Genomic DNA, 25,289 nt, shown 5'->3' on the forward strand with positions numbered 1-25,289 from the left:
GCGACCACCTCGAACAGTGCCTTCACCGGGGCGGGCCCGATCCGGCGGCGCAGGTCCCGCAGCGCCTTCTCCGAAGGCGTGACCAGCACCAGGCCGGGCAGGTCCCGCAGCCCGGCCACGAGCTTGTCCCACACACGGGCGTACCCCAGATGCCCGTACAGGCCCAGCGCGAGAACGAAGTACATCCCGACCCGGCTGGGTAGATCACGCACCCGCTGCTGCACACGGCCGGTTTCCGTCAGCACGGCATCGACCAGCTCGAACGGCGCGTGCTGGGTCAGTTCACCCAGATGCCCGGGCGCGAACACCCCCTCGGCGACCGTGAGGGAACGCGTCAGACAGACCGTGGGACACTGAGCAGGCAACGGGACCTCTGGCAGCAGGCGGATCTTGGCGGATCTCCTACCTACCAGCGGTCCCGTTGCGCGTTCACCACCAGCACCACGACACGCCGACGTCCCTTGACAGCCACCAACCACGCCTAACTACGCGGCCTTGAGTCTTGCTCGGCAGCAGCGGCAGTGGCGGCAGTGGCGGGCGACGGCGGTGGCAGCGGAGCGCGACTGCTACCCGCTCCGGGACGACGAACGTCCTCAACTCTTCGGAGCCACCCAGACGCGATCATGCAGGTCCTCGTCACACCCCCGAACGGACACGGGTGAAGGGTGCAAACAGGGACACCGGGGGATCACGGCAGGGTGTTTGCCGGCCCGCCGGAGCCGCGACTAGCTTCTCGGACATGACCGAGACCGCCAGCGCCGCTCGCCTCTCCCCCGGTGACCCCGCGCCCGACTTCACCCTGCCTGACGCCGACGGCAACGAGGTTTCGCTGTCGTCCTTCCGCGGCCGCAAGGTCGTCGTGTACTTCTACCCCGCCGCCTCCACGCCCGGCTGCACGAAGCAGGCCTGCGACTTCCGCGACAACCTCAGCCTGCTCAACGACGCCGGCATCGACGTCCTCGGGATCTCGCCGGACAAGCCGGCCAAGCTGGTGAAGTTCCGCGACAACGAGGAGCTCACCTTCCCGCTGCTCTCCGACCCCGACCGGGCGGCGCTGTCCGCGTACGGAGCATTCGGCGAGAAGACCATGTACGGCAAGAAGACCATGGGCGTCATCCGCTCGACGTTCGTCATCGACGCCGACGGAAAGATCGAGAAGGCGCAGTACAACGTGCGCGCCACCGGCCACGTCGCGAAGCTCCTGCGGGACATCGGCCTCGCCGACTGACCCGGCCATCCCGGCGCAGTCGGCCAGACGGCACCGTCGGCCCGCCGCCGCCCGGCTGACCGGTGCCGCCCGACTGCCCCGGCGCCACGCTGGCCCGGCACCATCCACGGCCCGGGCGGCGCCGCCGGGCCCGGTCCTGGTCAGCTGGCGACGCGCAGGTCCCATTGGAGCAGCACGTTGTCCGGCTGAGCGGGATCCACCAGCACGGGAACCCTCCGGCGAAGCTGGCTCGGCACGCGGGCACTGCCACGCCGGAACCCCGAAGGCACCGCCGCAGCCGGCTCGGCCTCGGGTACGACCGCGCGACGGATCACCGGGTACGGCTCCGCCCCGGGGCACTCCACCAGCAGGCGCACCTCCGCCACAGTGCCCCCGAGAACCCGGACGCCTGTGTCGTTCACAGCGCTGATCACCGCCATCGCGGCCCTGCCGTTGTCGATCAACCGGCGAGCCCGGTCGCGTTCCTCCTGGACGGAGGTGGACACCTGCTCAGGCTGGTTCCGCGCGGGCTCCGCAACGATGGTCATAGATCTTTCCCCCAAGAGGCATCATGCGCCCACCGACGCAGGTACACCCTGCACCCGAACGGGTCCTCCCCGCCGTCGCGTCCGCGACACCAGCGCCTGTCCACCTGTTGGTTCCGCGACACCTGCCCGAGACATCGGGCCCGCACCGGAGGATTTCTCCCGCCCGCCGACCAGACACGGCCCGCACGGCGGCGGTGCCGTTCCCCCGGCCGGCCCCTGTCCCGCGATCCGCACCCGGCTCGCTAGTCTGGACGCACGCGGGAGTGGCGGAATGGCAGACGCAGCAGACTTAGGATCTGCCGCCCTAGGGCGTGGGGGTTCAAGTCCCCCCTCCCGCACCACCCGGACTGAGCAGCCGTTTCCCTTTGTTTGCAGCGGTCAGGCCACCTGTGGATCATCGACCGACCTCCCTCCGACGTCCGGCGGTGGCTGGCCATGTCCGGTGGCGGCCGGCGAGTCGCGGCCCATTTGCGGTCCGGGTTCGGCTCCCGTGCTCCAGCGCTACCTCGCGGGGCCGCCGTGACGACGGCGCGGCGCCGCGGTTGGCCTGTGTTCGGGACAAAGATGCCGCCCACCTGCGGCGGCGCCTACCGGCTCTTGTAGATGTCGTGGGTGCCGATCCGCAGCCAGCGCACATGAGGGCCGTCGCGACCAGGGACGGGGTCGCCGTACTCCCATAGCGCGCGGCCGTCCTTCGCCCATCTCAGCTCGAACACGCCCGGCTCCGAGCGGAAGCCCTTCACCCCGAGGCTCGGGTGGAACTGGCCCGTCTCCAGACCCTCGCGGAACAGCACGACCGCGCGGCGGAACGCTCGTCGCTGGTCGGGTGTCAGCCGCGCGTACTCCGCCACGAAGCGGGCCACCTGCTCGTACGTGGGCACGCCGTCACGACAGTGCGTCGATCATTCCGAGCTCACGGGAGGTACGCGGCTCGTCAGCTCGCCTTCGGGTGCTCCTCGACGGCCAGCTGGTCCAACTCGTCCAGGAGAGCATCGAACGCGGCGTCGGACAGGCAGAAGACCGTACGGCCCGCCTCGACGTCCTCGTGGGCTTCGTCGATCGCGCGCTTGGTGTCGGGGTCCGGTTCATCGACCCACTCGTGGGGCTCAGGGTAGGGCTGTGCCGTCGCGTCCATGGCCAGCCTCCGTCCACATCGAAACGCATCGAAACGCATCGTCGACTCAACCTTAGCTTCGTCCATGATGGCCTGCGGCGGCAGCCTGGGCGACCCGCAAGGCTGACAGACCCGCGCCGGCACGACTGATGTGCCTGCGGCTGCTGGCACGCGGAGGCTGGATGCCATCACGGTGGCTGTAAACGGCTCGTTGAGGTCGTCCGTCGTGACCATCGGCCGCCCTTTGACATCGACGTACAGCCGGGTGAGGGAAGCCCGGCCGCAGGTGAGCGCGGCCGGGCTTCGGAGTCGGTCAGGTGGACCTGGGCGAGTGCCCACGGCGTCTGGCTGGGGGCCCGCGCCCCGTCGAGCCACGCAGCCGTGGGCGCGTACTCATCCTGCCGGCGGGTGGTATGGCCGGACGGATGCGAGGCCCGCCTCAGTGCACCGCGTACCCGCTGAGGCCGCCGCCAGCGATCGCACTGATGCCGCTCAGGCCGGTGACCTGGGCCGGGGTCGGGCGGTTGGTGTTGGTGCCGTCGCCGAGCGCGCCGCCGGCGTTGGATCCCCAGGCCCGGACGGTGCCGTCACGGCGCAGCGCATACCCGGTGTAGGCGCCGGCCGCGATCGCGGCGACCCGGGTCAGGCCGGAGACCTGGACCGGGGTCGGGCTGTTCGTCGTGGTGCCGTCACCGAGCTGGCCTACGTAGTTGTATCCCCAGGCCCAGACGGTGCCGTCGCTGCGCAGCGCATACCCGCTGTTGCTGCCGGCCGCGATGGCGATGATCTGGGTCAGGCCGGAGACCGGCACCGGGGTCAGGCTGTCCGTCGTGGTGCCGTTACCAAGCGCGCCGAAGCTGTTGGAGCCCCAGGCCCAGACCGTGCCGTCATCGCGCAGCGCATACCCCCGGTACACACCGCCGGCGACGGCCTTCACCTGTGTCAGGTTGCTGACCTGGACCGGAGTCGAGCGACTGGTGGTGGTGCCGTCACCAAGCTGCCCGGCGTTGTTGAACCCCCAGGCCCAGGCGGTCCCGTCGCTGCGCACCGCGTACCCGGTGTGCATACCGCCGGCGACAGAGATCACGTCGGTCAGGTCGGAGACCTGGACCGGGGTCGAGCGGTTGACGGTGGTGCCGTCGCCGACGGCGCCGTCGCTGTTCTCCCCCCAGGCCCAGGCAGTCCCGTCGCTGCGCACCGCATACCCGTTGTGGGCGCCGGCCCCGACAGCGATCACGTCGACCAGGTCGCTGACTTGCACCGGGGTCAGGCGGTCGGTGGTGGTGCCGTCACCGAGCTCGTTGTGTGAGTTGTCGCCCCAGGCCTGGACGGCGCCCCAGGCCATCGCATACCCGGTGCTCTCGCCGGCCGCGACGGCGGTGATTTCGTCTATGCCCGTGACCTGAACCGGCGTCAGGCGGCCCGTGGTGGTGCCGTCGCCGAGCTGGCCCTGACCATTGGCACCCCAGGCCAGTACCGTGCCGGGCCCGGTCGCTGTCGCTGTCGTGGGCACGACGATCACCCCGACGACGGCCAGTATCGCCGAGCACATCCCCGTTCGCCATTGTCGCTGAGACAACATGTCTGCTCTTTCTGCCTGAAGGACGAGCCACACCCCCCTGCAGCCACTCTGTGCGCTATTTCTAGTACACAGAGTGTTGACCCGGCCCGAATGTCTTGACCAGGCGTGCCCGTGTTGCTCTATTGCGTTGCCATTCAGGCGAGACAGAACGACCAGAACCCGGGATACGGCCTCCGCCACGAACGGCCGAAAATGCGCCGTGATCACGGGAGCCCGGAGGCCCGTCTGGCCAGATACCGGGGTGGATGGTGGCAGAGCGGACTCGTGAGGTGTCGCCGGACGGGATGCGGCGGATGTCGCGGCGGGCGGACTGGGACGTTGACGGGCTCGGCCGCTCGGTCCCGCTCGCACGCACTTGGTTCAGGCAGGCGCGGTCGGTCGCCCGCGGCGTCCGATAGCGCGCTCACGCATCCGTATCTTGATCGCCGTCCCACTGATCGAATACCGCTCGGCCAGGACACGGATCGTCAGGCTGGAGAGGTAAAAATCGATCAAGGTCTCGATGTCGGCTGCCGACAGTCGGTCAGTGATTGCGTGACGGCGGGGTACACGTCGGTTTTCGCAGGCGGACGGGTCGAGTTCGACGTGGACCGTCAACGGGGCGCGGGTCGTGGTGGCGCTGTATCACAATCGCCTCGTGGCTGGTCGCAGACAGACCGTGGCGCGGCCGATCTACGCGCGGTCGGATGACGCGTGGGCCGGGGGCCATGCCCGATTGGCGGGATGAGCGCGTGATGTGACGCGGCGCGGAGGCGGCGGCACGCGAAAACCTCCGGCAGGACCGCCCCGGTCCTGCCGTGTCCCTTATGACATGGTGGGACCGGGCGGCCTTCTGGGTGGGACCGCGGAGCGTCAGGCGGGCTCCACGATCATCCAGGCGATGGTCGACGCGTCGGACGAGGAAGCCGATGTGATCGTGAAGCTCGTTCCCCCTGTTCTCGCGGAGACAGCTATCGGCTGGGGTGTGCCGACCCCGGACAGGTTCTGTGGCGTCAGGTAGATCCTGCTGTTCGCGGTGACAGCACTCGTGGAGACCGTGGCTGAGCCGCTGGACAACGTGGCCGCACCGAGGCAAGCATTGGTCCCTTCCTTGACCAGGAGGCCGTTTCCGGCATTGCTTACAATCAGATCGCCATCCGTCCGGAAGGTCACATTGGCGGCGAGGTTTCCGCTCCCGTCCCGCTCGAGTGTCACGTCCTCGGCCGCGCCGAAATCGATGCCGTCCTTGGCGGCCCCCAATCGCATACGTTCGGTGCCGTCCTCGCTTCGAATCCTGGTCGCGAATCCCTTGATGTTCACGTAGGACCCGCCGCTGCCCGAGTCGATGGTCATCTCACCACCGGCGCCGGCCGTGCCGTTGTTGAGCCACTGGTTCGCGCTGATGGCCCCTTCCACCGTCGATTCGAGGCGTGCGAAGTACACCACCTGAGACGTGGTCCCGAACAGGGCAAGACCGTTGTACAGGCGCATTTCTCCCGCGGACGTGACGCTGCCGGACGCAGGTCGGCCGAGCGTGACCGTCACATTCGTCGCGCTGGCCGTGGCGGCGGCCGACATGGTGGCCTGAATGGGCGACACGACAGCCGCGATCGTCGTGGCGGCCGGGATGCCGGTACCGCTGATGGAGAGACCCACGTCGTCGGCCCGGAACCCCGCGCTCCCCGACAGGACCGTCATCGAGCCGTTGGACGTCGTGAAGTCGGCGAACACCTGGCGGCGCCCCACAGAGAACCCGGAAAGCGCCAGGAGGTCCTTTCTGAACTCAAATGGCGTTCCACTCGTCGCGTCCACGAACGGCGCGTTCGTCGACTCGTCCAGGCCCAACGAGTAGCTGCCGCCAATTTCGTCGTCGCGGTCTACGATCACCTCGTTGGCGTGGACGGTCGGATTGAATGTGTTGCCCTGGGCATCGATCAACGCACGCGTCGACAGCCATTTGGTCCGCTGGCTCATCGCCCGGTAGAACGTCCCCTGGTCACATCCCACGCTACTCGCGTAGGAAATCAGGTTGGACACCTTGGTCAGCTGCGCCGAGTCAATGGCTCCGTGGTGGAAGAGGACGACGACGCTGCGGTTCGCCACAGCCTCGTCGATGTACCCCTTGATATCTGCCTCGGACGGAGCAAGAATGTCTATCCCCGGGACGTTGAACGGATCCGGCGCGTTTCGACTGACAACACCCCGACTGCACCGGAAGTACTCGTGCCGACGGCTGACTATTTCTTTTACCCGGTCGTTCGCCGACCCACCCGGATAGGAGCCCGTCTTGACCGAGAAGCCAAATTTCGTTTGAATCTCGCCGATGGCGGCGCCAAGCAGGAGGTCGAGCGCCACTGGACCATGGGTCACGTAGTAGCTCGCAAGATCTTCATGGTTCTTTCCGTGCGTGGCGATCTCGTGGCCGGCGGCGACGATGGCTTGGACCTGAGACGTAGTGATGTAAGCGTCCCCGTATACAGGGGATGTTCCAGCCTGGTCCACCCAGTCGACCGACAGGAAGAAGGTTCCCTTGATCCCGTTGGAGGCGAGCAGAGAGAAGTATCCCGCCTGACTGTCGTAGCCATCGTCGCCAGCCCAGACCACGAATGGTCCAGGAACATCAGATGTCAGGCTGGCTGGAGCGATGTCGAACTGCATGTGATTCCCCCAGAATGCGCGTCGTTGTATGCGCTTTTCATGAAAATGGACGGTATGTCGCCGTCACCAGTGGCGATGCCTCCCCACCCCGGGTTGACCTGGATGCCCCTGGTTGGCGAGGGGACGATGACCCGGGCGGCGGGGCGACACGGCGCGAACGCGGTGGCAGCCCTTCGATGTCCAAGATCATCTGACGAGGTCCCCTGCGTCCGTGGACATGGTGGGCGGGCCAGAGCGGGCCCGACGCTGACCGTGGGTGGGTGTACCCGGCACCGCACGCATAACGGGGCCGCGTTTCCGCCCGTCGTCCTGACCTTGGGACGACATGCCGCGGAGGCCACGGGCCGATGGCCTGGACGGCCACTTGGAGGAACGTCAGAACGACAGGTGGGCGTTCATCGCGCGCGCCTGCTCGCCGAGTTCGGGCAGTTCCACGACGGTGACGCCGGCGGCGGTGAGCAGTTCGCAGCCCTGGCAGTCGGCGACGAAGAGGCTGGGCTCGCGCCAGGCGATGACCACCCGCGGGATTCCCGCCGCCAGGATGAGCTGGGTGCAGGTGCGTGGCCGGGATCTGCGCTGCGAGCAGGGTTCGAGGGTGCTGTAGATCGTCGCGGTGGCGAGCCGCGGGTCGTCGGGGGCGATCTTCGCGAGGGCGGATTCCTCGGCGTGCACCGCGTCATCGACCTCACGGGAGTAGCCGAAGGCGATCTCCTCGTTGTTCTCGTCGACGATGACGGCACCGACGGAGTACGCGCCGGTGGCGGGTGGGCAGCGGTGGGCCAGTTCGATCGCCCGGGTCATCCACCGGTGGTCGTCGAGCTGCGGCATGGCGAGGCTCGTCCTTCCCCGCGGGGCCGGTGCCCGACGGAACGCTCGTACCTGCAGGACAGTCTGCCATCCGGCGACACCCTCACGACTGACCCTCACTGCAGCAAATCCTTCACCTGAATTACCCGATGGATAGGTTCGATGAGTGCCGCTTCCTCTGCAGGGTGTCCGTGTCCTCGATCTGTCCCGGACGTTCCCCGGCGCGTGGTGCACACGGTTGCTCAGCGACCTCGGCGCCGAGGTGATCAGGGTTGAGGCGCCCGGAGTCGGCGACATGCTGCGGGGCCCGACCGGTTCCACACCGGCGCACGTGGGCCTCAACCATGGCAAACGGTCCGTCACGCTCGACACCCGCAGCAGTTCCGGGATCGAGATGCTGCGCCGGCTGGTGACCACCGCCGACGCCGTCGTCGACAGCGCCCCGCCAGCCACCCGGGCGGCGGCCGGCTTCGGCTACCCGCAGGCGGCGGAGCTGAACCCCCGGCTGGTCTGGGTGGGCCTGTCAGCCTTCGGCCTCGACGGCCCGTACGCCGGCCGCGCCGGGCATGAGATCACTTTCCTCGGTCATTCCGGCGCCCTGACCGCGATCGCGGGGCAGCTCCCCTGGATGCCGCAGACGCCCATCGCCGCGCCGCTGGCGGGCGCGGTCGCGTCGGCCGCCCTGTCCGCCGCCCTCGCCGCGGCGGCGCGCACCGGCAGCGGCTGTCTGCTCGACGTGTCAATCGACGATGTCGCGACGTGGTTGCTGGCCGCCAGCCCGGGGCGTTTCTCGGGTATCGACTCCGACGCGGGCTGGTCGGCCGGCCGACGGCTGTACCGGTGTGCCGATGACCGGTGGGTGACAGTCGCCGCCGCCGAAGCACGGACGTGGCACGCACTGTGCCGGGTGCTCGACGCCGAAGATCTGGTCGATCGGCTGTGGGCCGACGAGGATGAGCAGGTGACGATGGCCGAACGCTTCGAGAAGGTGTTCGCCACCAGGTCCGCCGCGGACTGGGTCGCGGTGGGCTCCAAAGCGACGATCGGCCCGGTGAACGACGGCGTGGAGCTGGTGGACGACCCGCACGTCTCGGCCCGCGGCACGCTCGTGGACATCGCGGGCACGTTGGTTCCGGCGGCACCGTTCCGGCTCGGCGCCGCCGGTGAACGGCAGCCAGCACCGCCGGCCGGCCTGCCCGCGCTGGGCGAGGACACCGACGACATCCTTCGCTCGGCCGGGGTCAGCGACGAGGAGCTAGCTCAGCTGCGGGCCACCGGAAGCATCTGAGCCGGAAGCATCTGAGCCGGAAGGACCCGGCCCGTCGGCCGTCAGGGTTGGACGATCCATTCCGCCCCGCACTCGCAGGTCTGGATCCAGGTACGGCTGAGACTGCCGGCCGGGCGGCAGGTGAGCGCCTCGGGCTGGTGGGTGCATGGCACGACGCCGACCGAGGTGGGTGCGGTGGTCGCGATGGGTGCGGTGCCAGGCCTCGCGGCTGCCCGACGCGCCGCGGACGGCCGCCGGCGAACACGGGCACCCACCCGATCAAGCAGAAGAGACTGAAAAATCATGACGTCACCTCCAACGTCGTACCGCCAAGAATAACCGCGGCCCTACGAGCTACGAGACTCGACAGTCGCCGGTGACGGCCGAGTATTCCTCACAGTGGCAGCGCCCATCGACGCCGTGCCGCGACGGAACGTGGTCTCGCCACCTTTCCCGTATCGGCGATTCCACCTATTCCGGCGCACGTCGAGCGAGTACACATCAGGTAGCGGCTCTTCACAGCATCGGCAGCGCCGCCACCCGACCGGCAGGGCGCTGCGCCGGTCGTCGCCTCAGCAGGATCGCCAGGCGTGGACATGCTCCGAGCCTGCCACGACACGCCTGGTGCTCGATCTGCGGCACTCGGGCATGCCATTCACGGGTCGTGCCGCTGCCCGCCGGATGGAGTGTGGCCGGACGGTGTGGTTGGCGGGATGGGCGGGATGGGCGGGGACGCCCGCGCGCGAGGCGTCCCAGGTCTCGCCATTGTGCCCGGGATTTTCCCCCGAAAACCGGCTCAAGGCGAAAAGTTCGACTCTCATGCCACCAGAGCGCTGTCACTAACCTGATACCGGTATCCGGCACCGGCGTGCCGGCACTTTCCATGCCGTCCGACTGCCCGCCCTGGTTCGGTTTCAACCCGAACGTCAGTAACATCCCAATGTTTCCATAGGATCACCAAAGGCACCGAAGTGTGCGGCCTCACCGCCCACCAGGCTGTCGGGCGAAGCCGATACCGAGTAACCCACCCATCCACGGAACGGAAACCCACACATGATCACCACGATGGGACGGCGTCTGCTCCCCGCCGTCAACGGCGGGATCTCCACGCCGCCGGCCCGATGACGGGTGGCGTCTTGAACGGCAGCGCCTCCCCCGGCGACGCCACGGCCAGCGGGGCCCAGAACAACGCGGCCCCGGTCAGCGCGGCCCCGGTCAGCGCGGCCCCGCGTGATGGAGCCTCGCGGGGGGCCAGGACCGCAAGTGAGAGGGAATGGGCTCGGGTTCGGGGCGAGCTCAGGCGCCGGCGGTTCGAGCTCGCGCTGACGGCGGCCCAGGAGTACCCGGCGGCCTCGCGGGTGGCCGGGACACCCTTGTTGGCGGCACCGCGCTGGATCCCGCCTCGGCCGCTGCCCCTGGCGGACGTCGCGATCGACCTGGACCCCGGTACCCCGGCGCCGACCGAATCTCGTCCTGGGCCGGTGACGGGCCGGGGGCCCAGTGGCGAGGGTGTCCGACCGCTGCGCGCCGACGGGCGACGGTACGAGGCCTACACGGCGGTGATGGCCGAGCTCGACCGTCCCGCCGTGTTCGCGGATCTGCCCACCTACCGGCTGCGCGAGGCCGACCTGTCGTTACCGGGAGGGCGTGGGCGGCTGGCCTTCGGCCTCGGTAGCTACTTCGACGCGATCGACGTCGGCGAGGCCTGCGCGCACGAGTTCGCCGCCCGGGAGCTGGGCGCCCGGCCCGACACAGGCGGGTCACCCGCTGCGACCGCGGACGAGCTGCCGCTACGACGCGCGGTGGGCGAGCCGTGGGACCTTCTGCGCCGGCCGGCGAACCTGGCGATCAGCACGCTCACGATCCGCCTCGACCGCTCCGCCGACCGCACTCCCGGCAGCAGCACCAGTAGCAGCATCCTGCTGCACCGGCGGGATCCGGCGAAGGTCGGTCATGCCGGCGGGCTGCTGCAGGTCGTCCCGGCGGGGATCTTCCAGCCGTCCGGCCCGGCGGACTGGAATGTGCGCAACGACTTCGATCTCTGGCGGTGCATCACTCGGGAGTATTCCGAGGAGCTGTTGGGCACCGCGGAGGAGTACGGCAGTGACCAGCGCCCCATCGCCTACGATGCCTGGCCGTTCGCCGCCGAGCTGACGCGGGCGACGCGATCCGGCGACGTGCGCGTGTCGGTGCTGGGCCTGGGCGTCGATCCGTTGACCTTCGCCACCGATCTGCTGGTCGTCGCGGTCTTCGAGGCGCCGGTCTTCGACACGCTGTTCGCCGGGCTGGTGACGCTGAACTCCGAGGGCACCGTGCTCGCCGGCGTTCCGTTCACCGCGGCCGGTGTCGAGCGGCTGGTCGGGCAGGAGCGGGTACAGGCCGCGGGGGCGGCGCTGATCGCGCTGGCCTGGCAGCACCGGGACGAACTGCTGGCCTGACCGCCGCGGATTGCGGGGCCGCCGCGGATTGCGCGGGGCCGCCGCGGCTCCCGGGCCTCTACGGCTTCGCGGGGCGGTCCTCGGCCCGGTGGGGGCCGCTCGACGTCGAGCCGCCCGAGGCTGCGGAGAAGCCGTCGGACGAGTCCGGCGAGATCGTGGCGGCGCTGTCGCGCTCCGCGGACGGATGGTCGCCGCCCCAGGAGAAACCAAAAGGCACCGCGGTGTGCTCGTCCTTCGCTCCGGCGCCGGATTCACGGTGACGCTGGGCACGGGAGTCGGAGACGTTCCAGTCGTCGTCGGCGCCGTCCGCGGTGTCGCTGCCGGCGTAGTCCCAGCTCGACGACCACGCCTCCGACTGCCATTCCGTGGAGGAGGCCCACTCGCCGTCGGGGTCACGGCCACGACCGGACCTGCCCCGGCCTGGCTGCTCCCACCCCGCACCGGTGGGGCGCGGCGACGCGCAGGCGGACTCGATGACCTTCGGGACCACAAGCCAGGCAGAGATGTTGACCCCCAGGACGACGATGATGATCATTGCGACCAGCAACACCGATGCCGGCGACAGCGGCGCGGCATGTGCGATCAGTGCCCCGACTCCCGAAGCCGGAGCGTCGACCGCCACCGTGATGAACCGAGCCACGGTTGCCTTCCTACGCCTCAGACCGGCCTGCCGGGGTCGATCGACGCCAACCCGACAGTGCCGTAAGGGCGCAGCACCGCAGGTCAGCGGCAACACGGACCACCTCCGGCGGGCCCGCCACCGCCACCCGAGCAGGACTGCGCACCACGGTCCGCAAACACGTGACCTCGACATATGGCGGGGGTTGCGGGCGCTTCGGACGATGCACGGGCGCATGATCGAGGATGCGACTGGGGTGTCACGGGTCGGGGACGGATTGGAACGACCCGGACACCTCAGTCGCGTCCTCAACCTACCTGGTCGATAGCTTTTAGTCACTGATCGACTACAGGTAGTTCTAGCGTACACCCAGTTTGCTTACCCTGTCCCCCTATGAAGTAACGAGACGGACACATGCAGCAGTACCCACCAATGCCCCAAGGGAAGGATGCTGCGCAGGGAGAGAGATCCATCACTGGACTGACGCGGCCGGCGGCCCACTCCCCCTTGCGGGCGGAGTCAGGCGGCCACACACCACGGCGCCGCCCTGACCCGACACGGCACGAGGTGGACGGGTTCGTCGCTGACGGGAATGCGCACCCCGCCCCGCAACGCGGAGCATGTCCGTCACGCACGGACTGTCCGGGATCGGACACCGCCCCCGTGACGACAGCCACAGGGTGGCTGACAGGTTTCCGGCTTAGTCTCATCGCTCATGAGTGGCGCGCCCATCGGAGTGTTCGACAGCGGAGTCGGTGGTCGCACCGTTGCGCGCGCGATCGGGGACCGACTCCCAGCGCGGCCCCTGCTCCACCTCGGCGAAACCGCGAACGCGCCGTACGGCCCGCAACCCGGCGCCGAGGTCCGCCCACCTGCACCGGCGGTGCTGGACCAGCCTGTCGCCGCGGGTGTGAAGCTTCTCGTCATCGCAGGCAACTCCGCGGGCGCGGCATGCCTGCGCGATGCCCGGGAACGTTATGACGTACCGGTCGTCGAGGTCATTGTGCCCACGACCTGCCGTGCCGTAGCAGCAACACGGAGTGGTCGGGTGGGAGTCGTCGGAACGGTCGCCACCAACGCCAGTCGGGCCTATGAGGACGCTTTTTCCGCGGCCTCCGGGACAGAACTGGTAAGTGTGGCGTGCCCGGCTTTCGGCGCCTTCGTCGTGGAGGGCATCACGTCCGGGCGAGAGCTGCTGGGACTGACCGAGGCGTATCGCGCGCCGCTGCAGGAAGCCGATGTGGACACAGTGATTCTTGGTTGCACCCGCTATCCACTGCTGACCGGTGTGACCGGGCTTGTTCCGGGAGAGGGGGTCACACTCGTGCGCAGTGCGGAGGAGACCTCGGAGGCCACTGACCGGGTACTGGCCCGCGACGGCCGCTTCCGCGACCCCGATCTACCACCACCGGCCCATCGGCTCCCGGCCCCCGGCGCCCCGGCAGCGTCCCGGACCCGCCGGCTTCGCCAGACCCGGCCGATCCGCCAGACCCGCCGGAGCCGCTCGATCCGCCAGACCTGTCAGGTCCGCCAGGTGGTCGCCCGATGAAGCTCACGATCCTCGGCTGTTCGGGCACCTACCCGGGGCCCGCCTCCGCCTGTTCGTCCTACCTGATCGAGCACGACGGCTTCCGCCTCGTTCTGGACGCCGGCAACGGCTCCGTCGGCGAGCTGCAGAACCACTGCGACATCCGCGACGTCGACGCCGTCCTGCTGAGCCATCTGCACGGGGACCACTGCCTGGATCTGGTCGCCACCTCCTACGCGCGGCGCTACCACCCCGAGGGGATGCCGCCCAAGCTCCCGGTCTACGGGCCGATCAACACCCAGGAGCGCCTGTGCGGGGCGTTCGAGCGCTGGCCGGACGACTCCCTCGCCGACATCTACGACTTCCGCACGATCGGGCCCGGCCGCCTGCACATCGGGCCCTTCGGGATCGACCTGGCCCGGGTCGCGCATCCCATCGAGGCCTACGGCGTGCGGATCAACGCCGGCGGGAGGACCCTGACCTACTCCGGCGACACCGGGGCGTGCGACCGGCTCGTGCGGCTGGCCCAGGGCAGCGATCTGTTCCTGTGCGAGGCGTCCTTCCTCGACGGCGAGGACAACCCGCCGGATCTGCATCTGACCGGCAAGGACGCCGGCGAGCACGCGACCCGGGCCGACGTCGGCCGGCTCGTGCTGACGCACCTGGTGCCCTGGGGGAACGTGGAACGCACCCATGGCGAGGCCCGGGACGCGTTCGACGGGGACCTGACCCTGGCCAGCACCGGGGCGGTCTACGAGCTCTGAGCAGCGCCTCGCAGGCCCGGCCGCGCTCGCGGATAGGGTCTCCTCCCGTGATCCGAGTCGATGGCAGGAAGACCGACCAGCTCCGCGACATCACGATCGTGCGGGGCTGGCAGGAGCACGCGGAGGGATCGGCGCTGATCTCCGCTGGGCTCACCAGGGTGCTGTGCGCCGCGTCCGTCACCGAGGGCGTCCCACGATGGCGCAAGGGCAGCGGCCTCGGCTGGGTGACCGCCGAGTATTCGATGCTGCCCCGGGCGACCCACACCCGCAACGACCGGGAGTCGGTGCGGGGGCGGATCGGCGGGCGCACCCATGAGATCTCCCGGCTGATCGGGCGCAGCCTGCGCGCGGCGATCGATCTGAAGGCGCTCGGCGAGAACACCATCGCCATCGACTGCGACGTCCTGCTCGCGGACGGCGGCACCCGCACGGCGGCGATCACCGGCGCCTACGTGGCGCTCGCGGACGCCTGCCGGTGGCTCGGACGTCCGTCCGCGATCGTCACCAGCGTCTGCGCGGTCAGTGTCGGCATCGTCAAGGGCGTTCCGATGCTCGACCTCGCCTACACCGAGGACTCCACGGCGGACACGGACATGAACGTCGTCTGCACCGGCACCGGCGGCTTCGTCGAGGTCCAGGGCACCGCCGAGGGCACCCCGTTCGACCGGGCTGCCCTGGACGAGCTGCTGAACCTCGCGACCGCGGGCTGCAACCGGCTCACCGAGATCCAGAACGCGGCCCTGGCCCAGCCGGCCCCAGCCGGCCCGCCACGCCCGGAACGCGCCCTCCCCGCGGCGAAGTCGGCTGGCTCGCGGTGACCGCCACCGACGCGGGCCCGTGGCGGGTCGTCCTGGCCAGCCGTAACGACGGGAAGCTTCGCGAGCTGGGCCGGATCCTAGCCGGCACGGGCCTGGCGATCGAGGTGGTAGCGCTGCCACCCGGCCCCGAGGTGGCGGAGACCGGTTCGACGTTCGCCGAGAACGCGCTGATCAAGGCACGGGACGCGGTCGCCCGCACCGGACTCGCCGCGATCGCGGACGACTCGGGGCTCACCGTGGACGAGCTCGCCGGAATGCCCGGGGTGCGCTCGGCCCGCTGGGCCGGTGTCCGCACCGGCACCCGCACGGACCGGGACGCCGCGAACAACGCGCTCCTGCTGGCGCAGCTCGACGACGTCGAGGCCGAGCGCCGCGGGGCGGCCTTCGTGTGCGCCGCCGCGCTGGTCACCCCCGACGGCGCCGAGCACGTCGTCCACGGCTCGCTACGCGGTCGGCTGCTGACCGCCGGGCGCGGCGAGGGCGGTTTCGGCTACGACCCGCTGTTCGTCGCCGACGGCGAGACCAGGACGAACGCCGAGCTCACCGCGGACGAGAAGGACCTGATCAGCCATCGGGGCAAGGCGCTGCGCGAGCTGGCGACCGTCATCGCCGACCAGCTGGGCGCCCGACGACCGGCCTGAGGTCAGGCCGGTCGTGCCGACACCGACCGGCCTGCCCCGGACGGACGGGAAGCGACCGGGAACCAGGGCGCGGGCTGTGGGCCTGAGTTCAGGCCCGGAGCTGTTCGGCCCCGGAGCTGTTCAGGCCCGGAGCTGTTCAGGCCCGGAGCTGTTCAGGCCCGGAGCTGTTCAGGCCCAGAGCTGGCCTTCCAGCGCGGCCTCCGCCTCGGCGAGGGTGCCCGCGTAGGCACCCGTCGACAGGTACTTCCACCCGCCGTCGCAGACGATGAACGCGATGTCCGCCCGCCGCCCCTCACGAACCGCCCGCTCGGCCTGCCCCAGGGCGGCGTGCAGGATCGCACCGGTCGAGATGCCCGCGAAGATGCCCTCCTGCTGCACCAGTTCCCTGGTGCGGCGCAGGGCCTCCCGCGGGCCGACCGAGTAGCGGGAGGTCAGCACGGACGCGTCGTAGAGCTCTGGGACGAACCCCTCGTCGATGTTGCGCAGGCCGTAGACCAGCTCGCCGTACCGCGGCTCGGCGGCCACGATCGAGATGCCGGGGACGTTCTCCCTCAGGTACCGACCGGTTCCCATCAGCGTGCCGGTGGTTCCGAGCCCGGCGACGAAGTGGGTGATGTTCGGCAGATCCGCCAGGATCTCCGGACCGGTCGTCTCGTAGTGAGCCTGCGCGTTCGCCGGATTGCCGTACTGGTAGAGCATGACCCAGTCCGGGTTCTCCGCGGCGAGGCGCTTCGCCACGGCCACCGCCTCGTTCGAGCCGCCGGCGGCCGGCGAGTAGACGATCTCGGCGCCCCACATCTGGAGCAGCTGGCGGCGCTCCACGGACGTGTTCTCCGGCATCACGCAGATCAGCCGGTACCCCTTCTGGCTGCACACCATCGCCAGGGAGATACCGGTGTTCCCGGACGTCGGCTCCAGGATCGTCGCGCCCGGGGAGAGCAGACCGCGCTTCTCCCCGTCCGCGACCATCCACAGCGCCGCTCTGTCCTTGATCGATCCGGTGGGGTTGTCCTGCTCCAGTTTCGCCCAGAGTCGGACCTCGGCGGAGGGCGACAACCGCGGAAGGCCGACCAGGGGGGTGCGGCCGACCGAGTCCACCAGGGATTCGTAACGCATGAGTGGGGACCTGCCCGCCCTGATCAGAGAAGCCGCATGCCCACGGCGGTGCCGGTGGAGCCGCAGACCACGACGGAGGCACCAGAGGTACCGGAGCCACCGGCCACGGCTGGGAGAATCGTGACATTGTCGCCGTCGCTGATCTTGGCGTCGAGGCTGCCGAGGAAGCGGACGTCCTCGTCGTTGACGTAGATGTTCACGAAGCGGTGCAGCTGGGCCTCGCCCTCGCCCTCGCTGGCGATCAGCCGGCCGCGCAGGCCTGGGTGGCGGGACTCGAGATCCAGGAAGAGCGCCGCGAGCGTGTCGCCCGTGCCCTCGACCAGCTTGGCGCCTCCTGTGTAGTTGCGCAGGATCGTCGGCACACGGACCTGGACTGCCATGGTGCTCCTTCCTCGGTTACCGCTGGCGGATCCGCCGCGCGGCGAGCCGCCCACCGTGGGCGGCGTGACACGTCTGCTGCCCGCTTCCGGACAGCTGCTTGCGGACACGTCGGAATCCGACTCGGCCGGTTGCCCATGCTCGCAGGCCCCCGGACCGGATGCCCGAGCCGTCGCGTCCTCTGGGAGAACGTCACAGCGGGGTCAGAGGATTTCCACCTGCTCCTCAATGACCTCGCCGTCCACGATCCGGAAGGATCGGAACTCGGCCGTCTCCGGATCCCGCGTCGACGCCAGCACGTAGTGCGCATCCGGGATGCTCGCCTGTGAGACATCCGTCCGCGACGGGTAGGCCTCGGTGGCGGTGTGCGAGTGGTAGATCACCACGGGTTCCTCGTCGCGATCGTCCATCTCCCGGAAGACCCGGAGCTTCTCCGCGTCGTCGAAACGGTAGTAGGTGGGCGAACGCTCGGCGTTGAGCATCGGGACGAACCGCTCCGGCCGGTCCGAGCCGATGGGACCGGCGATGAGCCCGCACGCCTCGTCTGGATGGTCACGGCGGGCATGGGCGACGATCGCCTCGTAGTGGGTTCGGTCGATGCGCAGCACGCGACAACCGTACGACGCGGATGGGCCGGATCGGGCGTCCATGCGAACACACACCTGACCTCAGCCCGCCTGCAGCAGGTGGCGCCGCGTGAGCTGCGCCCCACTTCCGGTCCGGTCACCGCACGAGCGCGGGCCGGAACAGGGCCGGCGCCGGGCCGGAAACAGGGCCCGCCGGGCCGGGAACTAGAGCCGGAGCAAGATCAAAGAAAGGTCCGAGCAAGTCGGGGACCGGGTCAGAGCAGGGTCCGCGTCAGCTCGTCGAGCAGCTCGGTCAGGAAGCTGTAGACGGCGGCCATCGGAAGCCGCGGATCGTCCGGACTGAGCCGGTCGAGCTCCTCGGTCGACTCGTCGTCGGTGAGCCCGAGCCGGGTGCCGAGCACCAGCCGCAGGTCGTTGAGCACCGTCAGCCAGTCCTGGGCGGCGGCTTCGTCGAGCAGCAGGACGTCGCCGGGGGCCGGCACCGCGGCCAGCACCCGGGCGGCGGCGTCGCGTTTGTGAGCAAGCGCCTCGTCCGTCCGGCGGCGCCGGAAGTCGCCGGAGGCCATCGGGTCGTCCGGGTAGGGGTCGGGCAGCAGCCGCGCCACCGCCGGGTCCTCCGGCGGTGGGGGCGCGGTGTCACGCAGGCCGACGAGCGCCTCCAGCGGATCGTCGACCGGCGGCGGCTGCAGCAGCCCGTCGACCTGCTCCAGCAGCTCGGTGAGCAGCGTCGACTCGAGCCGGGGAAGCCGCAGCTCGATCCCGGCACTCGTCCGCCGGAAACCGTTCACACGCATCCACCCCTGGGTCGTCGCTCGGATGGCCGCCAGCCGGGGAACGCGGCCACCCTCGGGCCTGGCCGACGGCACCGGCCGCCGCCAGCCTACGGCCCACAGCCACCGGGCTGTCACACCAACCGCACCGGCCACACCCACCGCACCGAACGCCACCCGGACCGCACCCGCCGCCCGGGCCGGCACCGCGAACCCACGTGACGGCAGCCCCGAAGCCACGCTCAGTCCTGCGCGATGGTGGCCCACAGGCCGTAGGTGTGCAGCCGCTCGGCGGCCGCCTCCATCTCCTCGCGGGTACCGGACGTGACGGTCGCCCGGCCCTTGTGATGGACGTCCAGCATGAGCTTCGTCGCCTTCTGCTCGCTGTAGCCGAAAAGCTTGCGGAAGACGTACGTCACGTACGACATGAGGTTGATCGGATCGTTCCAGACGATGGTGACCCAAAGACGTTCGTCCTCGGGGAGGTCCTCAACGTCCTCGACTTCGACCGGCGACACGGCGGTGACGGACACGAGGTCTATTGTTACCCCTCCCGCCCGCGGGCTCACGACCGCACGCGCACGGCGGCGCCCTCCCGTCCCGCGCGCCCGAAGAACTACAAACAGTACGGAACATCGCCCGGCCGACCGGTTCGGACGCCAGAACCGGGCGGCACGGCGGTCAGACCGAGCGGCACGGCGGTCAGACCGAGCGGCGCAGCAGTGGTGGGTGCAGGGCGGTCGCCGAACCGAGCCGGTACAGCTCGGCCGGGCGGCCGCCGCCCCGCGGGGAGGACCGTTGCCCGACCGCCACGACGAAGCCCGGGGTGGAGAGCACCTTGCGCCGGAAGTTGGGCGGATCGAGCACGACGCCCCAGGCCGCCTCATACACCCGGCGCAGGTCGGCCAGGGTGAACGGCTCCTCGCAGAACGCCGCCGCCAGCGGCGTGTACTCCAGCTTCCCGCGGGCCCGTTCCACCCCGTCCGCCACGATCTGCGGATGGTCGAAGGCCAGGGTCGGCCCGTCCGCGGAGCCGAGGTCCTCGACCGGCCACCACCGGGCGTGCTGCCCGTCCCGCCCGGTGGTGGGCTGCGGAAGGTTCGGCAGCAGTGCGAGGTAGGCGACGCTGACCACCCTGGTGCGCGGATCCCGGTGCGGGCAGCCGTAGGTGCGCAGCTGTTCGAGATGGCCGGTGGTCGTCACCCCGGTCTCCTCGGCGAGCTGGCGCCGGGCCGAGGAGTCGAGATCCTCGTCGGCTGCCACGAACCCGCCCGGCAGCGCCCAGGATCCGCAGAAGGGCTCGGTGGCCCGCTGGCTGACGAGGACGCACAGCCGCCCCGACCGCAGGGTCAGCAGCACGACGTCGACGCTCACGGCGACAGCCGGAATCGCGGCGACAGCCGGAATCGCGGCGGCAGCCGGAATCGCGGCGTTCGACGGCGGGTTCGTGGCCACCGGGCAAGTCTGGCCGCAGCGGTGGGGCGCCACCCCGGCGACCCTCCGACTGCGTCCCGGGCGTTGCTACCGGACAAGACCTGAGGATCACGGCCGCCAGCACGACCAATATCCTCGACTCCTCGAGTCGCGGCTTCGAGCTGCCACCACAGCTGGCGATGCTGCCGCGCAAGACCTGAGGATCATGGCTGCCGGAACGACCAAAACCCTCAGTTCTTGCTGCCCGTCAGGAGTCGCGCGGGTGCCGCGCCCGCGACGACCTGCCCGTCAGGAAACCGCGCGGGTGCCGTCGCCCGCGACGACAACCGGCAGGCACGGCTGCCCGAAGCGGACATCCCGGGCCGAGGCCGGCAGTGACCCCAGCGCCGCCCGGTGATGCTCTCGGGCGCGGGTGACACCGGCCGCGCCGACCAGGGTTCCGGCCACCACCGCGCCGGCCCGCATCAGCGGCACGAGCAGCGGTCGGTCCGCGGGGTCCGCGCCGCGGGCCCGGGTCGCTCCCGGCCACTCGCCGCCCGGGATGATGACGTCGGCGACCGCTGATCCGTCCGGGCCGAAACGGCGCACGATCTCCTTGCGCCCACCGCGGGTGCCTTTGCCGATCGAGGTCTTGGCCACCGGGCGGCCGTCGGCCTCGACCAGCTTGTAGACGAAGCCGGCGGTAGGCGCGCCCGAGCCGGTCACCAGGCTGGTGCCCACCCCGTAGCTGTCGACCGGCGCCGCGGCCAGGCGGGCGATCGCGTGCTCGTCCAGGTCGCCGGTGACGACGATGCGGGTCGCCACCGCACCGAGCGCGTCGAGCTGGGCCCGGGCGGCGCGGGCGCCGGCGGCCAGGTCACCGCTGTCGATCCGGATCGCGCCGAGGCCGGTGCCCGCGGCAGCCACCGCGTTCGCGATGCCGGTGGTGATGTCGTAGGTGTCCACCAGCAGCGTGGTGCCGGCGCCGAGCGCTGCCACCTGGGCGGCGAAGGCGGCGGCCTCGTCGTCGTGGACGAGGGTGAAGGCGTGCGCGCTGGTCCCGGCGCTGGGCACGCCGTAGCCGCGGGCCGCCTCCAGGTTGGACGTCCCGGCGAACCCGACGATGTAGGCCGCGCGGGCCGCTGCCACCGCGGCCTGCTCGTGGGTGCGCCGGCCGCCCATCTCCAGGCAGGGCCGGTCCCCCGCGGCGGCGACCATGCGGGCACCGGCCGCCGCGACCGCGCTGTCGTGGTTGAGCACGGACAGCACGAGCGTCTCCAGCAGGACGCACTCGGCGAACGTGCCCTCCACCACCAGGACAGGGGTTCCCGGCAGGAAGGGCTCCCCCTCCGCGAATCCGTCGATGTCGCCGCCGAACCGGTAGCCGGCCAGCCAGTCGACGGTCCGGTCGTCGACGACGCCGGTGGACCGCAGGTGCTCTGTCTCCTGCGGACCGAACCGGAACTGTTCGATGGCGGCGAGCAGGCGGCCCGTCCCGGCGAGGACGCCGAAACGGCGGCCGGCCGGCAGGGAGCGGGTGAAGACCTCGAAGACCGCCCGGCGGCCGGCCATGCCCGAGCGCAGGGCCGCCTGCAGCATGGTCAGCTCGTAGTGGTCGGTCAGCAACGCCGTGGACGTCGGGACCGTGGACGTCGGGACCGCGGGCGTCGGGAACGTGGGCGTCGGGCCTGTCGGCGCCGGGACCGTGGACTGCGGAGCCGAGGACGTCGGGGCCGTGGGGGTCGGGACCGTGGACATCCGGACCAGGGTAGGGACGAGAGCCGCCTGGCGCACCACATCTCGACCGGGACGCGAGCCGCCGCGCCGGGCGCCGGCCAGACCGGTCGACCGCGGCGCCGGAGGCGGCACCTGGAGTGCGCGCCCTGGCATACCCAGCAACACGGCCGGGTATGCCTGAGAGCGGCTCGAAACACTCATCAGGCCATGTGATTCACGACACAGGCCTCGTTAACGGAGCGTAACCAGGATCGCCCCATCAAGGCGCCCTGAAGCGCAACCAGGGCCTGGGATCGACCCGTTACGCGCGATCTGGCCGGTACCCACTTAGTTACTGTCCCAAGAACCCCCGGTCCGTGAGATCGTCGTGCGCGTGGACCGAAGCTATGCCGGGGTTTTCCTCGTGGTTGTCGGCGGCGCGCTGCTCGCCCTGCTGGTCGCCGGGCGTCGCGCGGGAGGGAGCCTCGTCCGCGAGGTCTGGGGGCGAATGGGCCTGCTGCGCTGGGTGTTTGTACTGATCATCGTGGTGGTGTTCCTTGATCTGGCGGACGGGGCAGCCAATCGGTGATCACCAGTCGAGGGGCCGAAAGACTCCAGAAGTGCGCCCAATGGCCAAGACGTGGCGCCCCGGGGTTTCCGCCGCGATCGCCCGGTCCCGCGCCGGAACGTCGCACTGCGAGTTCACCCCGTCCCCACCCCAATAACAGCAGGTATCGGCGGCGTCGCAGTGCGCTATAAATGATGGATAATGCGCACAGTTCGATTTATGTGTTCACGCCCCTACATGCCTGACTCGTTATGCTCACTTCGCGTTACTCCGACGCCGGACGAGAGGACAGCGGGTGACTGGACAAACCTGGCTGTGGACCCCACCGCGGACGACTCCAACAAGTGTTGGAATCGGGTCGCTGCTACGGGCGTACCGGCAGGCCCATGGCCTGACCCAGCAGCAACTCGCCGACCTTCTCGGCTTCGACCAGTCCTATGTGTCGAAGGTCGAGAGCGGTCGGCGGGCGATCCACGACATCTCCACGCTGCGCCACATCGCCCGCAACCTCGGACTGTCACCCGAGGACGTCGGACTCGCCCCCGGCGGTCTGGCCGACCGGCGTCGTGAGCCACCGCGCGGCTCGACAGTAGAGAAGGTGGCCGGCAGCCAGCGCGCCTGGCGGCTCACCCGCGACCACCTGAACCACCACCGGATCAGCCTGGCGCGCGCCGCCGCGCGGCTGTACCCGGAGACCTACCGCCTCGGCAACGGTCTGCTCGCCCGCCCCGGCTGGGTGTGGGACACCCCGGTCGACATCAACGACATCGGCCTGCGCTGGGAGGAGGCGGCCGGTGAGCCGGCGCTCACCGGTGCCGAGCCCGAGGCCGACGCGACCCGCCCGCTGGTCGGCGACGGCGGCGCGCAGTCCCGCTACCAGCGCTACACCCGCGCGATGCGCGACCTCGACCGGCCGACCCTCTTCGAGAACCGGCTCAGCTTCCGCCTGCTGGACGTCGCGGAGACCGCGGGCGCCGCCCCGACCCTCACGTTCGGGCACACCACGTACTTCGACGCGGTCGACGTCTGCGAGACCGTGGCGCACGAGACCGCCGCGGCCATGATGGGCGGCGAGCTCGCCTGGCCCGCGCTGCCGTTCCGCCGCCGCATCGGCGACCCGTTCGACCTGGCCGGCCGCGTCGCGCTGCCGTCCATCAACACCCTGACCATCCGCCTCGACCGGGGCAGCGCCAGCTTCGTGCTGCACCGCCGCAGCGCCGGCTCGGTGGCGACCGCGGGTGGGGTCTACCACGTGCTGCCCGCCGGGGTGTTCCAGCCGTCCGGCATCACGCCGTTCCACCACGACGCCGACTTCGACCTGTGGCGCAACGTCATGCGCGAGCTCAGCGAGGAGCTGCTCGGCAACGCCGAGCACGACGGCAGCTCGTCCCGGCCGATCGACTATGACACCGACGAGCCATTCCGTTCCTTCGAACAGGCGCGCCGGTCCGGTGGCCTGCGGGTCTTCTGCTTCGGGATCGGCCTGGACGCGCTGACGCTGTTCGGTGAGATCCTCACCGTCCTCGTCGTGGAGGCCGACACGTTCGACTCGCTGTTCGCGGACATGGTCCGCACCAACGCCGAGGGATCGGTCGTGTCGACCGGCCCGGGCCGCCAGGCGCATGAGGGAATCCCCTTCACCCAGGCCTCGCTGCGCCGGCTGGTGGACACCGAGCCGCTCGCTCCGTCCGCCGCGGCCTGCCTGGAGCTCGCCTGGCGGCACCGGGAGACCCTGCTGCCAGGCCTGCGCTCGCGGGCAGCGGTCTGATCAGGCCGCTGTGCGCATCCTCGTCACCGGCGCCTCGGGGTTCGTCGGCGGTGTGACCGCCGACCTGCTCTGCGCCGCCGGCCACCAGGTCACCGCCCTCGTTCGGGACGCGACAGCGCGGTCGCGGCTGTCGCGGATGGTCGAGGTGGTCCAGGCGGACCTCCTCGAACCGCGTCAGCTCGCCGCGGCCGGCGTCAGCCGCGGGTTCGACGGGGTGTGCCATCTGGCCGCGTTGACCCGGGTGCGGGAATCCCGCGAGACGCCGCTGCGGTACTTCGCCGCGAACGTCACCGGAACGATCAACCTGCTCGCGGCCCTCGATGCGGGCACCCGGGCGACCGGCCTGGCCCCCCGGTTCGTGTTCGGCTCCAGCTGCGCCGTCTACGGGGACGGTGGAACCTCACCGATCCCGGAGACCCGCGCCGCCGCGCCGACCAGTCCCTACGGAGCTTCAAAACTCGCGGCCGAGCAGGCCGTGGCCTATCAGGCCGCGACCGGGCGGCTCGGCGCGGTCGTGCTGCGCTCGTTCAACGTGGCCGGCGCGGTCGGTTCCCACTCCGACCGCGACAGCAGCCGGATCATCCCGGCCGCGCTCGGGGTGGCCTCCGGGCGGCGGGACGCCTTCCGGGTGAACGGCGACGGCGCGTCGATCCGTGAGTACGTGCACGTGGTCGACATGGCCCGGGCCTATCTGACGGCGCTGCGCGCGGTCGTGCCCGGCCAGTGCACGGTGTACAACGTCGGCTCCGGCGTCGGGGTGAGCGTGTCCGACGTGCTGGCGACGGTGGAGAGCGTGACGGGGCGGGACGTCCCGCGGGTGACCCTGCCCGCGGTGCCCGAACCGCGGGCGCTCATCGCCGACAGCACGCGGATCCGCGCCGACCTCGGGTGGAACTCGCCCTCCTCGACAATCGAGCGGATCGTCGCGGACGCCTGGCGCTCCACGGCCGTCCTCGAATCGGTCCCGGTCGGCCGGGCGGACGTCCCGATCGGCACCTGAGCA

The 25,289-nt window shown here is 70.4% G+C and carries 24 protein-coding genes, 1 tRNA gene and 1 pseudogene; 11 read left to right on the forward strand and 15 right to left on the reverse strand.

Going from position 1 to position 25,289, the window contains the following annotated elements:
• The coding region (locus FREUN1FDRAFT_RS25240; protein ID WP_006543087.1) for an IS4 family transposase at positions 1-365 on the reverse strand (365 nt) is incomplete at its 3' end.
• A 374-nt stretch (positions 366-739) separates the two neighbouring features.
• Between FREUN1FDRAFT_RS25240 and bcp the strand changes: the two genes are divergently transcribed.
• The gene (bcp, locus tag FREUN1FDRAFT_RS25245) at positions 740-1,228 is read left to right on the forward strand and encodes a thioredoxin-dependent thiol peroxidase (RefSeq protein WP_006543088.1); all 489 of its coding nucleotides are present in this window, start codon (positions 740-742) and stop codon (positions 1,226-1,228) included.
• Positions 1,229-1,368: 140 nt separating this feature from the next.
• On the opposite strand, the gene FREUN1FDRAFT_RS25250 is transcribed toward bcp, so the two are convergent.
• Positions 1,369-1,755, reverse strand: a complete 387-nt coding sequence (locus FREUN1FDRAFT_RS25250; protein WP_006543089.1) for a hypothetical protein — start codon at positions 1,753-1,755, stop codon at positions 1,369-1,371.
• 257 nt (positions 1,756-2,012) lie between these two features.
• Between FREUN1FDRAFT_RS25250 and FREUN1FDRAFT_RS25255 the strand changes: the two genes are divergently transcribed.
• Positions 2,013-2,096, forward strand: a tRNA-Leu gene (locus FREUN1FDRAFT_RS25255).
• 246 nt (positions 2,097-2,342) lie between these two features.
• Here FREUN1FDRAFT_RS25255 and FREUN1FDRAFT_RS25260 read toward each other — a convergent pair.
• From FREUN1FDRAFT_RS25260 to FREUN1FDRAFT_RS25285, 5 genes are all read right to left on the reverse strand, one after another.
• Entirely contained in the window at positions 2,343-2,636 is a 294-nt protein-coding gene (locus tag FREUN1FDRAFT_RS25260) for a hypothetical protein (RefSeq protein WP_006543090.1), read from the reverse strand.
• Positions 2,637-2,689: 53 nt separating this feature from the next.
• Positions 2,690-3,103: a hypothetical protein gene (locus FREUN1FDRAFT_RS46735; protein WP_232295394.1), complete on the reverse strand. Its 414-nt coding sequence runs from the start codon at positions 3,101-3,103 to the stop codon at positions 2,690-2,692.
• 205 nt (positions 3,104-3,308) lie between these two features.
• Positions 3,309-4,421, reverse strand: a complete 1,113-nt coding sequence (locus FREUN1FDRAFT_RS25270) for a regulator of chromosome condensation RCC1 (protein ID WP_006543092.1) — start codon at positions 4,419-4,421, stop codon at positions 3,309-3,311.
• A gap of 882 nt (positions 4,422-5,303) precedes the next feature.
• On the reverse strand, positions 5,304-7,088 hold the full coding sequence (locus FREUN1FDRAFT_RS25280) for a polysaccharide deacetylase family protein (protein ID WP_006543093.1): 1,785 nt from the start codon (positions 7,086-7,088) through the stop codon (positions 5,304-5,306).
• A 375-nt stretch (positions 7,089-7,463) separates the two neighbouring features.
• Positions 7,464-7,916: a deaminase gene (locus tag FREUN1FDRAFT_RS25285; RefSeq protein WP_006543094.1), complete on the reverse strand. Its 453-nt coding sequence runs from the start codon at positions 7,914-7,916 to the stop codon at positions 7,464-7,466.
• Between the two features lie 145 nt (positions 7,917-8,061).
• Between FREUN1FDRAFT_RS25285 and FREUN1FDRAFT_RS25290 the strand changes: the two genes are divergently transcribed.
• Positions 8,062-9,183, forward strand: coding sequence for a CaiB/BaiF CoA-transferase family protein (locus FREUN1FDRAFT_RS25290; protein WP_006543095.1), 1,122 nt, complete (start codon positions 8,062-8,064; stop codon positions 9,181-9,183).
• A 1,115-nt stretch (positions 9,184-10,298) separates the two neighbouring features.
• The gene (locus FREUN1FDRAFT_RS25295; protein WP_232295396.1) at positions 10,299-11,600 is read left to right on the forward strand and encodes a transcriptional regulator; all 1,302 of its coding nucleotides are present in this window, start codon (positions 10,299-10,301) and stop codon (positions 11,598-11,600) included.
• A 58-nt stretch (positions 11,601-11,658) separates the two neighbouring features.
• Here FREUN1FDRAFT_RS25295 and FREUN1FDRAFT_RS45295 read toward each other — a convergent pair whose 3' ends face one another.
• Positions 11,659-12,240: a hypothetical protein gene (locus FREUN1FDRAFT_RS45295; protein WP_006543098.1), complete on the reverse strand. Its 582-nt coding sequence runs from the start codon at positions 12,238-12,240 to the stop codon at positions 11,659-11,661.
• A gap of 694 nt (positions 12,241-12,934) precedes the next feature.
• Here FREUN1FDRAFT_RS45295 and FREUN1FDRAFT_RS25305 point away from each other — a divergent pair.
• The 4 genes and pseudogenes from FREUN1FDRAFT_RS25305 to rdgB all read left to right on the forward strand — a co-directional run.
• Positions 12,935-13,666: pseudogene (locus tag FREUN1FDRAFT_RS25305) on the forward strand (aspartate/glutamate racemase family protein); the annotation flags it as partial.
• A 98-nt stretch (positions 13,667-13,764) separates the two neighbouring features.
• Entirely contained in the window at positions 13,765-14,511 is a 747-nt protein-coding gene (locus FREUN1FDRAFT_RS25310; RefSeq protein ID WP_006543100.1) for an MBL fold metallo-hydrolase, read from the forward strand.
• Positions 14,512-14,558: 47 nt separating this feature from the next.
• Entirely contained in the window at positions 14,559-15,329 is a 771-nt protein-coding gene (rph, locus tag FREUN1FDRAFT_RS25315; RefSeq protein WP_006543101.1) for a ribonuclease PH, read from the forward strand.
• A complete protein-coding gene (rdgB, locus tag FREUN1FDRAFT_RS25320; RefSeq protein ID WP_006543102.1) occupies positions 15,326-15,970 on the forward strand; it encodes an RdgB/HAM1 family non-canonical purine NTP pyrophosphatase in 645 nt (214 codons plus the stop codon). Before rph ends, rdgB begins: the two co-directional genes overlap by 4 nt.
• Before the next feature lie 168 nt (positions 15,971-16,138).
• On the opposite strand, the gene FREUN1FDRAFT_RS25325 is transcribed toward rdgB, so the two are convergent.
• The 7 genes from FREUN1FDRAFT_RS25325 to FREUN1FDRAFT_RS25355 all read right to left on the reverse strand — a co-directional run bounded on the left by FREUN1FDRAFT_RS25325 (position 16,139) and on the right by FREUN1FDRAFT_RS25355 (position 21,992).
• Positions 16,139-17,086 (reverse strand): PLP-dependent cysteine synthase family protein, encoded by a 948-nt coding sequence (locus FREUN1FDRAFT_RS25325; RefSeq protein ID WP_006543103.1) that lies wholly within the window; start codon positions 17,084-17,086, stop codon positions 16,139-16,141.
• Positions 17,087-17,109: 23 nt separating this feature from the next.
• Positions 17,110-17,466: a MoaD/ThiS family protein gene (locus FREUN1FDRAFT_RS25330; protein WP_006543104.1), complete on the reverse strand. Its 357-nt coding sequence runs from the start codon at positions 17,464-17,466 to the stop codon at positions 17,110-17,112.
• 201 nt (positions 17,467-17,667) lie between these two features.
• Complete coding sequence (locus tag FREUN1FDRAFT_RS25335; protein WP_035953414.1) at positions 17,668-18,072, reverse strand: M67 family metallopeptidase; 405 nt, start codon at positions 18,070-18,072, stop codon at positions 17,668-17,670.
• Positions 18,073-18,305: 233 nt separating this feature from the next.
• Positions 18,306-18,845, reverse strand: coding sequence for a DUF2017 domain-containing protein (locus tag FREUN1FDRAFT_RS25340; RefSeq protein ID WP_035953419.1), 540 nt, complete (start codon positions 18,843-18,845; stop codon positions 18,306-18,308).
• 218 nt (positions 18,846-19,063) lie between these two features.
• Positions 19,064-19,354 (reverse strand): ATP-dependent Clp protease adapter ClpS, encoded by a 291-nt coding sequence (gene clpS, locus FREUN1FDRAFT_RS25345; protein ID WP_006543107.1) that lies wholly within the window; start codon positions 19,352-19,354, stop codon positions 19,064-19,066.
• Positions 19,355-19,523: 169 nt separating this feature from the next.
• Positions 19,524-20,276, reverse strand: a complete 753-nt coding sequence (locus FREUN1FDRAFT_RS25350; protein WP_083828809.1) for an NUDIX domain-containing protein — start codon at positions 20,274-20,276, stop codon at positions 19,524-19,526.
• Positions 20,277-20,543: 267 nt separating this feature from the next.
• Positions 20,544-21,992, reverse strand: a complete 1,449-nt coding sequence (locus tag FREUN1FDRAFT_RS25355) for a nicotinate phosphoribosyltransferase (protein WP_083828810.1) — start codon at positions 21,990-21,992, stop codon at positions 20,544-20,546.
• Between the two features lie 352 nt (positions 21,993-22,344).
• Between FREUN1FDRAFT_RS25355 and FREUN1FDRAFT_RS25360 the strand changes: the two genes are divergently transcribed.
• From FREUN1FDRAFT_RS25360 to FREUN1FDRAFT_RS25370, 3 genes are all read left to right on the forward strand, one after another.
• Complete coding sequence (locus tag FREUN1FDRAFT_RS25360; RefSeq protein WP_035953415.1) at positions 22,345-22,539, forward strand: hypothetical protein; 195 nt, start codon at positions 22,345-22,347, stop codon at positions 22,537-22,539.
• Between the two features lie 274 nt (positions 22,540-22,813).
• Positions 22,814-24,286 carry a helix-turn-helix domain-containing protein gene (locus tag FREUN1FDRAFT_RS25365; protein WP_006543111.1) on the forward strand — a complete coding sequence of 491 codons (1,473 nt, stop codon included), beginning with the start codon at positions 22,814-22,816 and terminating at the stop codon, positions 24,284-24,286.
• 10 nt (positions 24,287-24,296) lie between these two features.
• Positions 24,297-25,286 carry an NAD-dependent epimerase/dehydratase family protein gene (locus FREUN1FDRAFT_RS25370; RefSeq protein WP_006543112.1) on the forward strand — a complete coding sequence of 330 codons (990 nt, stop codon included), beginning with the start codon at positions 24,297-24,299 and terminating at the stop codon, positions 25,284-25,286.
• The last annotated feature ends 3 nt before the right edge of the window (positions 25,287-25,289 follow it).

Source organism: Parafrankia sp. EUN1f (assembly GCF_000177675.1).
GTDB lineage: Bacteria > Actinomycetota > Actinomycetes > Frankiales > Frankiaceae > Parafrankia.

Coding starts and splice junctions, on each gene's coding strand:
- bcp (WP_006543088.1), top strand. CDS start 740: ATGACCGAGACCGCCAGCGCCGCTCGCCTCTCCCCCGGTGACCCCGCG.
- FREUN1FDRAFT_RS25250 (WP_006543089.1), bottom strand. CDS start 1,755: ATGACCATCGTTGCGGAGCCCGCGCGGAACCAGCCTGAGCAGGTGTCC.
- FREUN1FDRAFT_RS46735 (WP_232295394.1), bottom strand. CDS start 3,103: ATGGTCACGACGGACGACCTCAACGAGCCGTTTACAGCCACCGTGATG.
- FREUN1FDRAFT_RS25270 (WP_006543092.1), bottom strand. CDS start 4,421: ATGTGCTCGGCGATACTGGCCGTCGTCGGGGTGATCGTCGTGCCCACG.
- FREUN1FDRAFT_RS25280 (WP_006543093.1), bottom strand. CDS start 7,088: ATGCAGTTCGACATCGCTCCAGCCAGCCTGACATCTGATGTTCCTGGA.
- FREUN1FDRAFT_RS25285 (WP_006543094.1), bottom strand. CDS start 7,916: ATGCCGCAGCTCGACGACCACCGGTGGATGACCCGGGCGATCGAACTG.
- FREUN1FDRAFT_RS25310 (WP_006543100.1), top strand. CDS start 13,765: ATGAAGCTCACGATCCTCGGCTGTTCGGGCACCTACCCGGGGCCCGCC.
- FREUN1FDRAFT_RS25325 (WP_006543103.1), bottom strand. CDS start 17,086: ATGCGTTACGAATCCCTGGTGGACTCGGTCGGCCGCACCCCCCTGGTC.
- FREUN1FDRAFT_RS25330 (WP_006543104.1), bottom strand. CDS start 17,466: ATGGCAGTCCAGGTCCGTGTGCCGACGATCCTGCGCAACTACACAGGA.
- FREUN1FDRAFT_RS25340 (WP_035953419.1), bottom strand. CDS start 18,845: ATGCGTGTGAACGGTTTCCGGCGGACGAGTGCCGGGATCGAGCTGCGG.
- FREUN1FDRAFT_RS25355 (WP_083828810.1), bottom strand. CDS start 21,992: ATGTCCACGGTCCCGACCCCCACGGCCCCGACGTCCTCGGCTCCGCAG.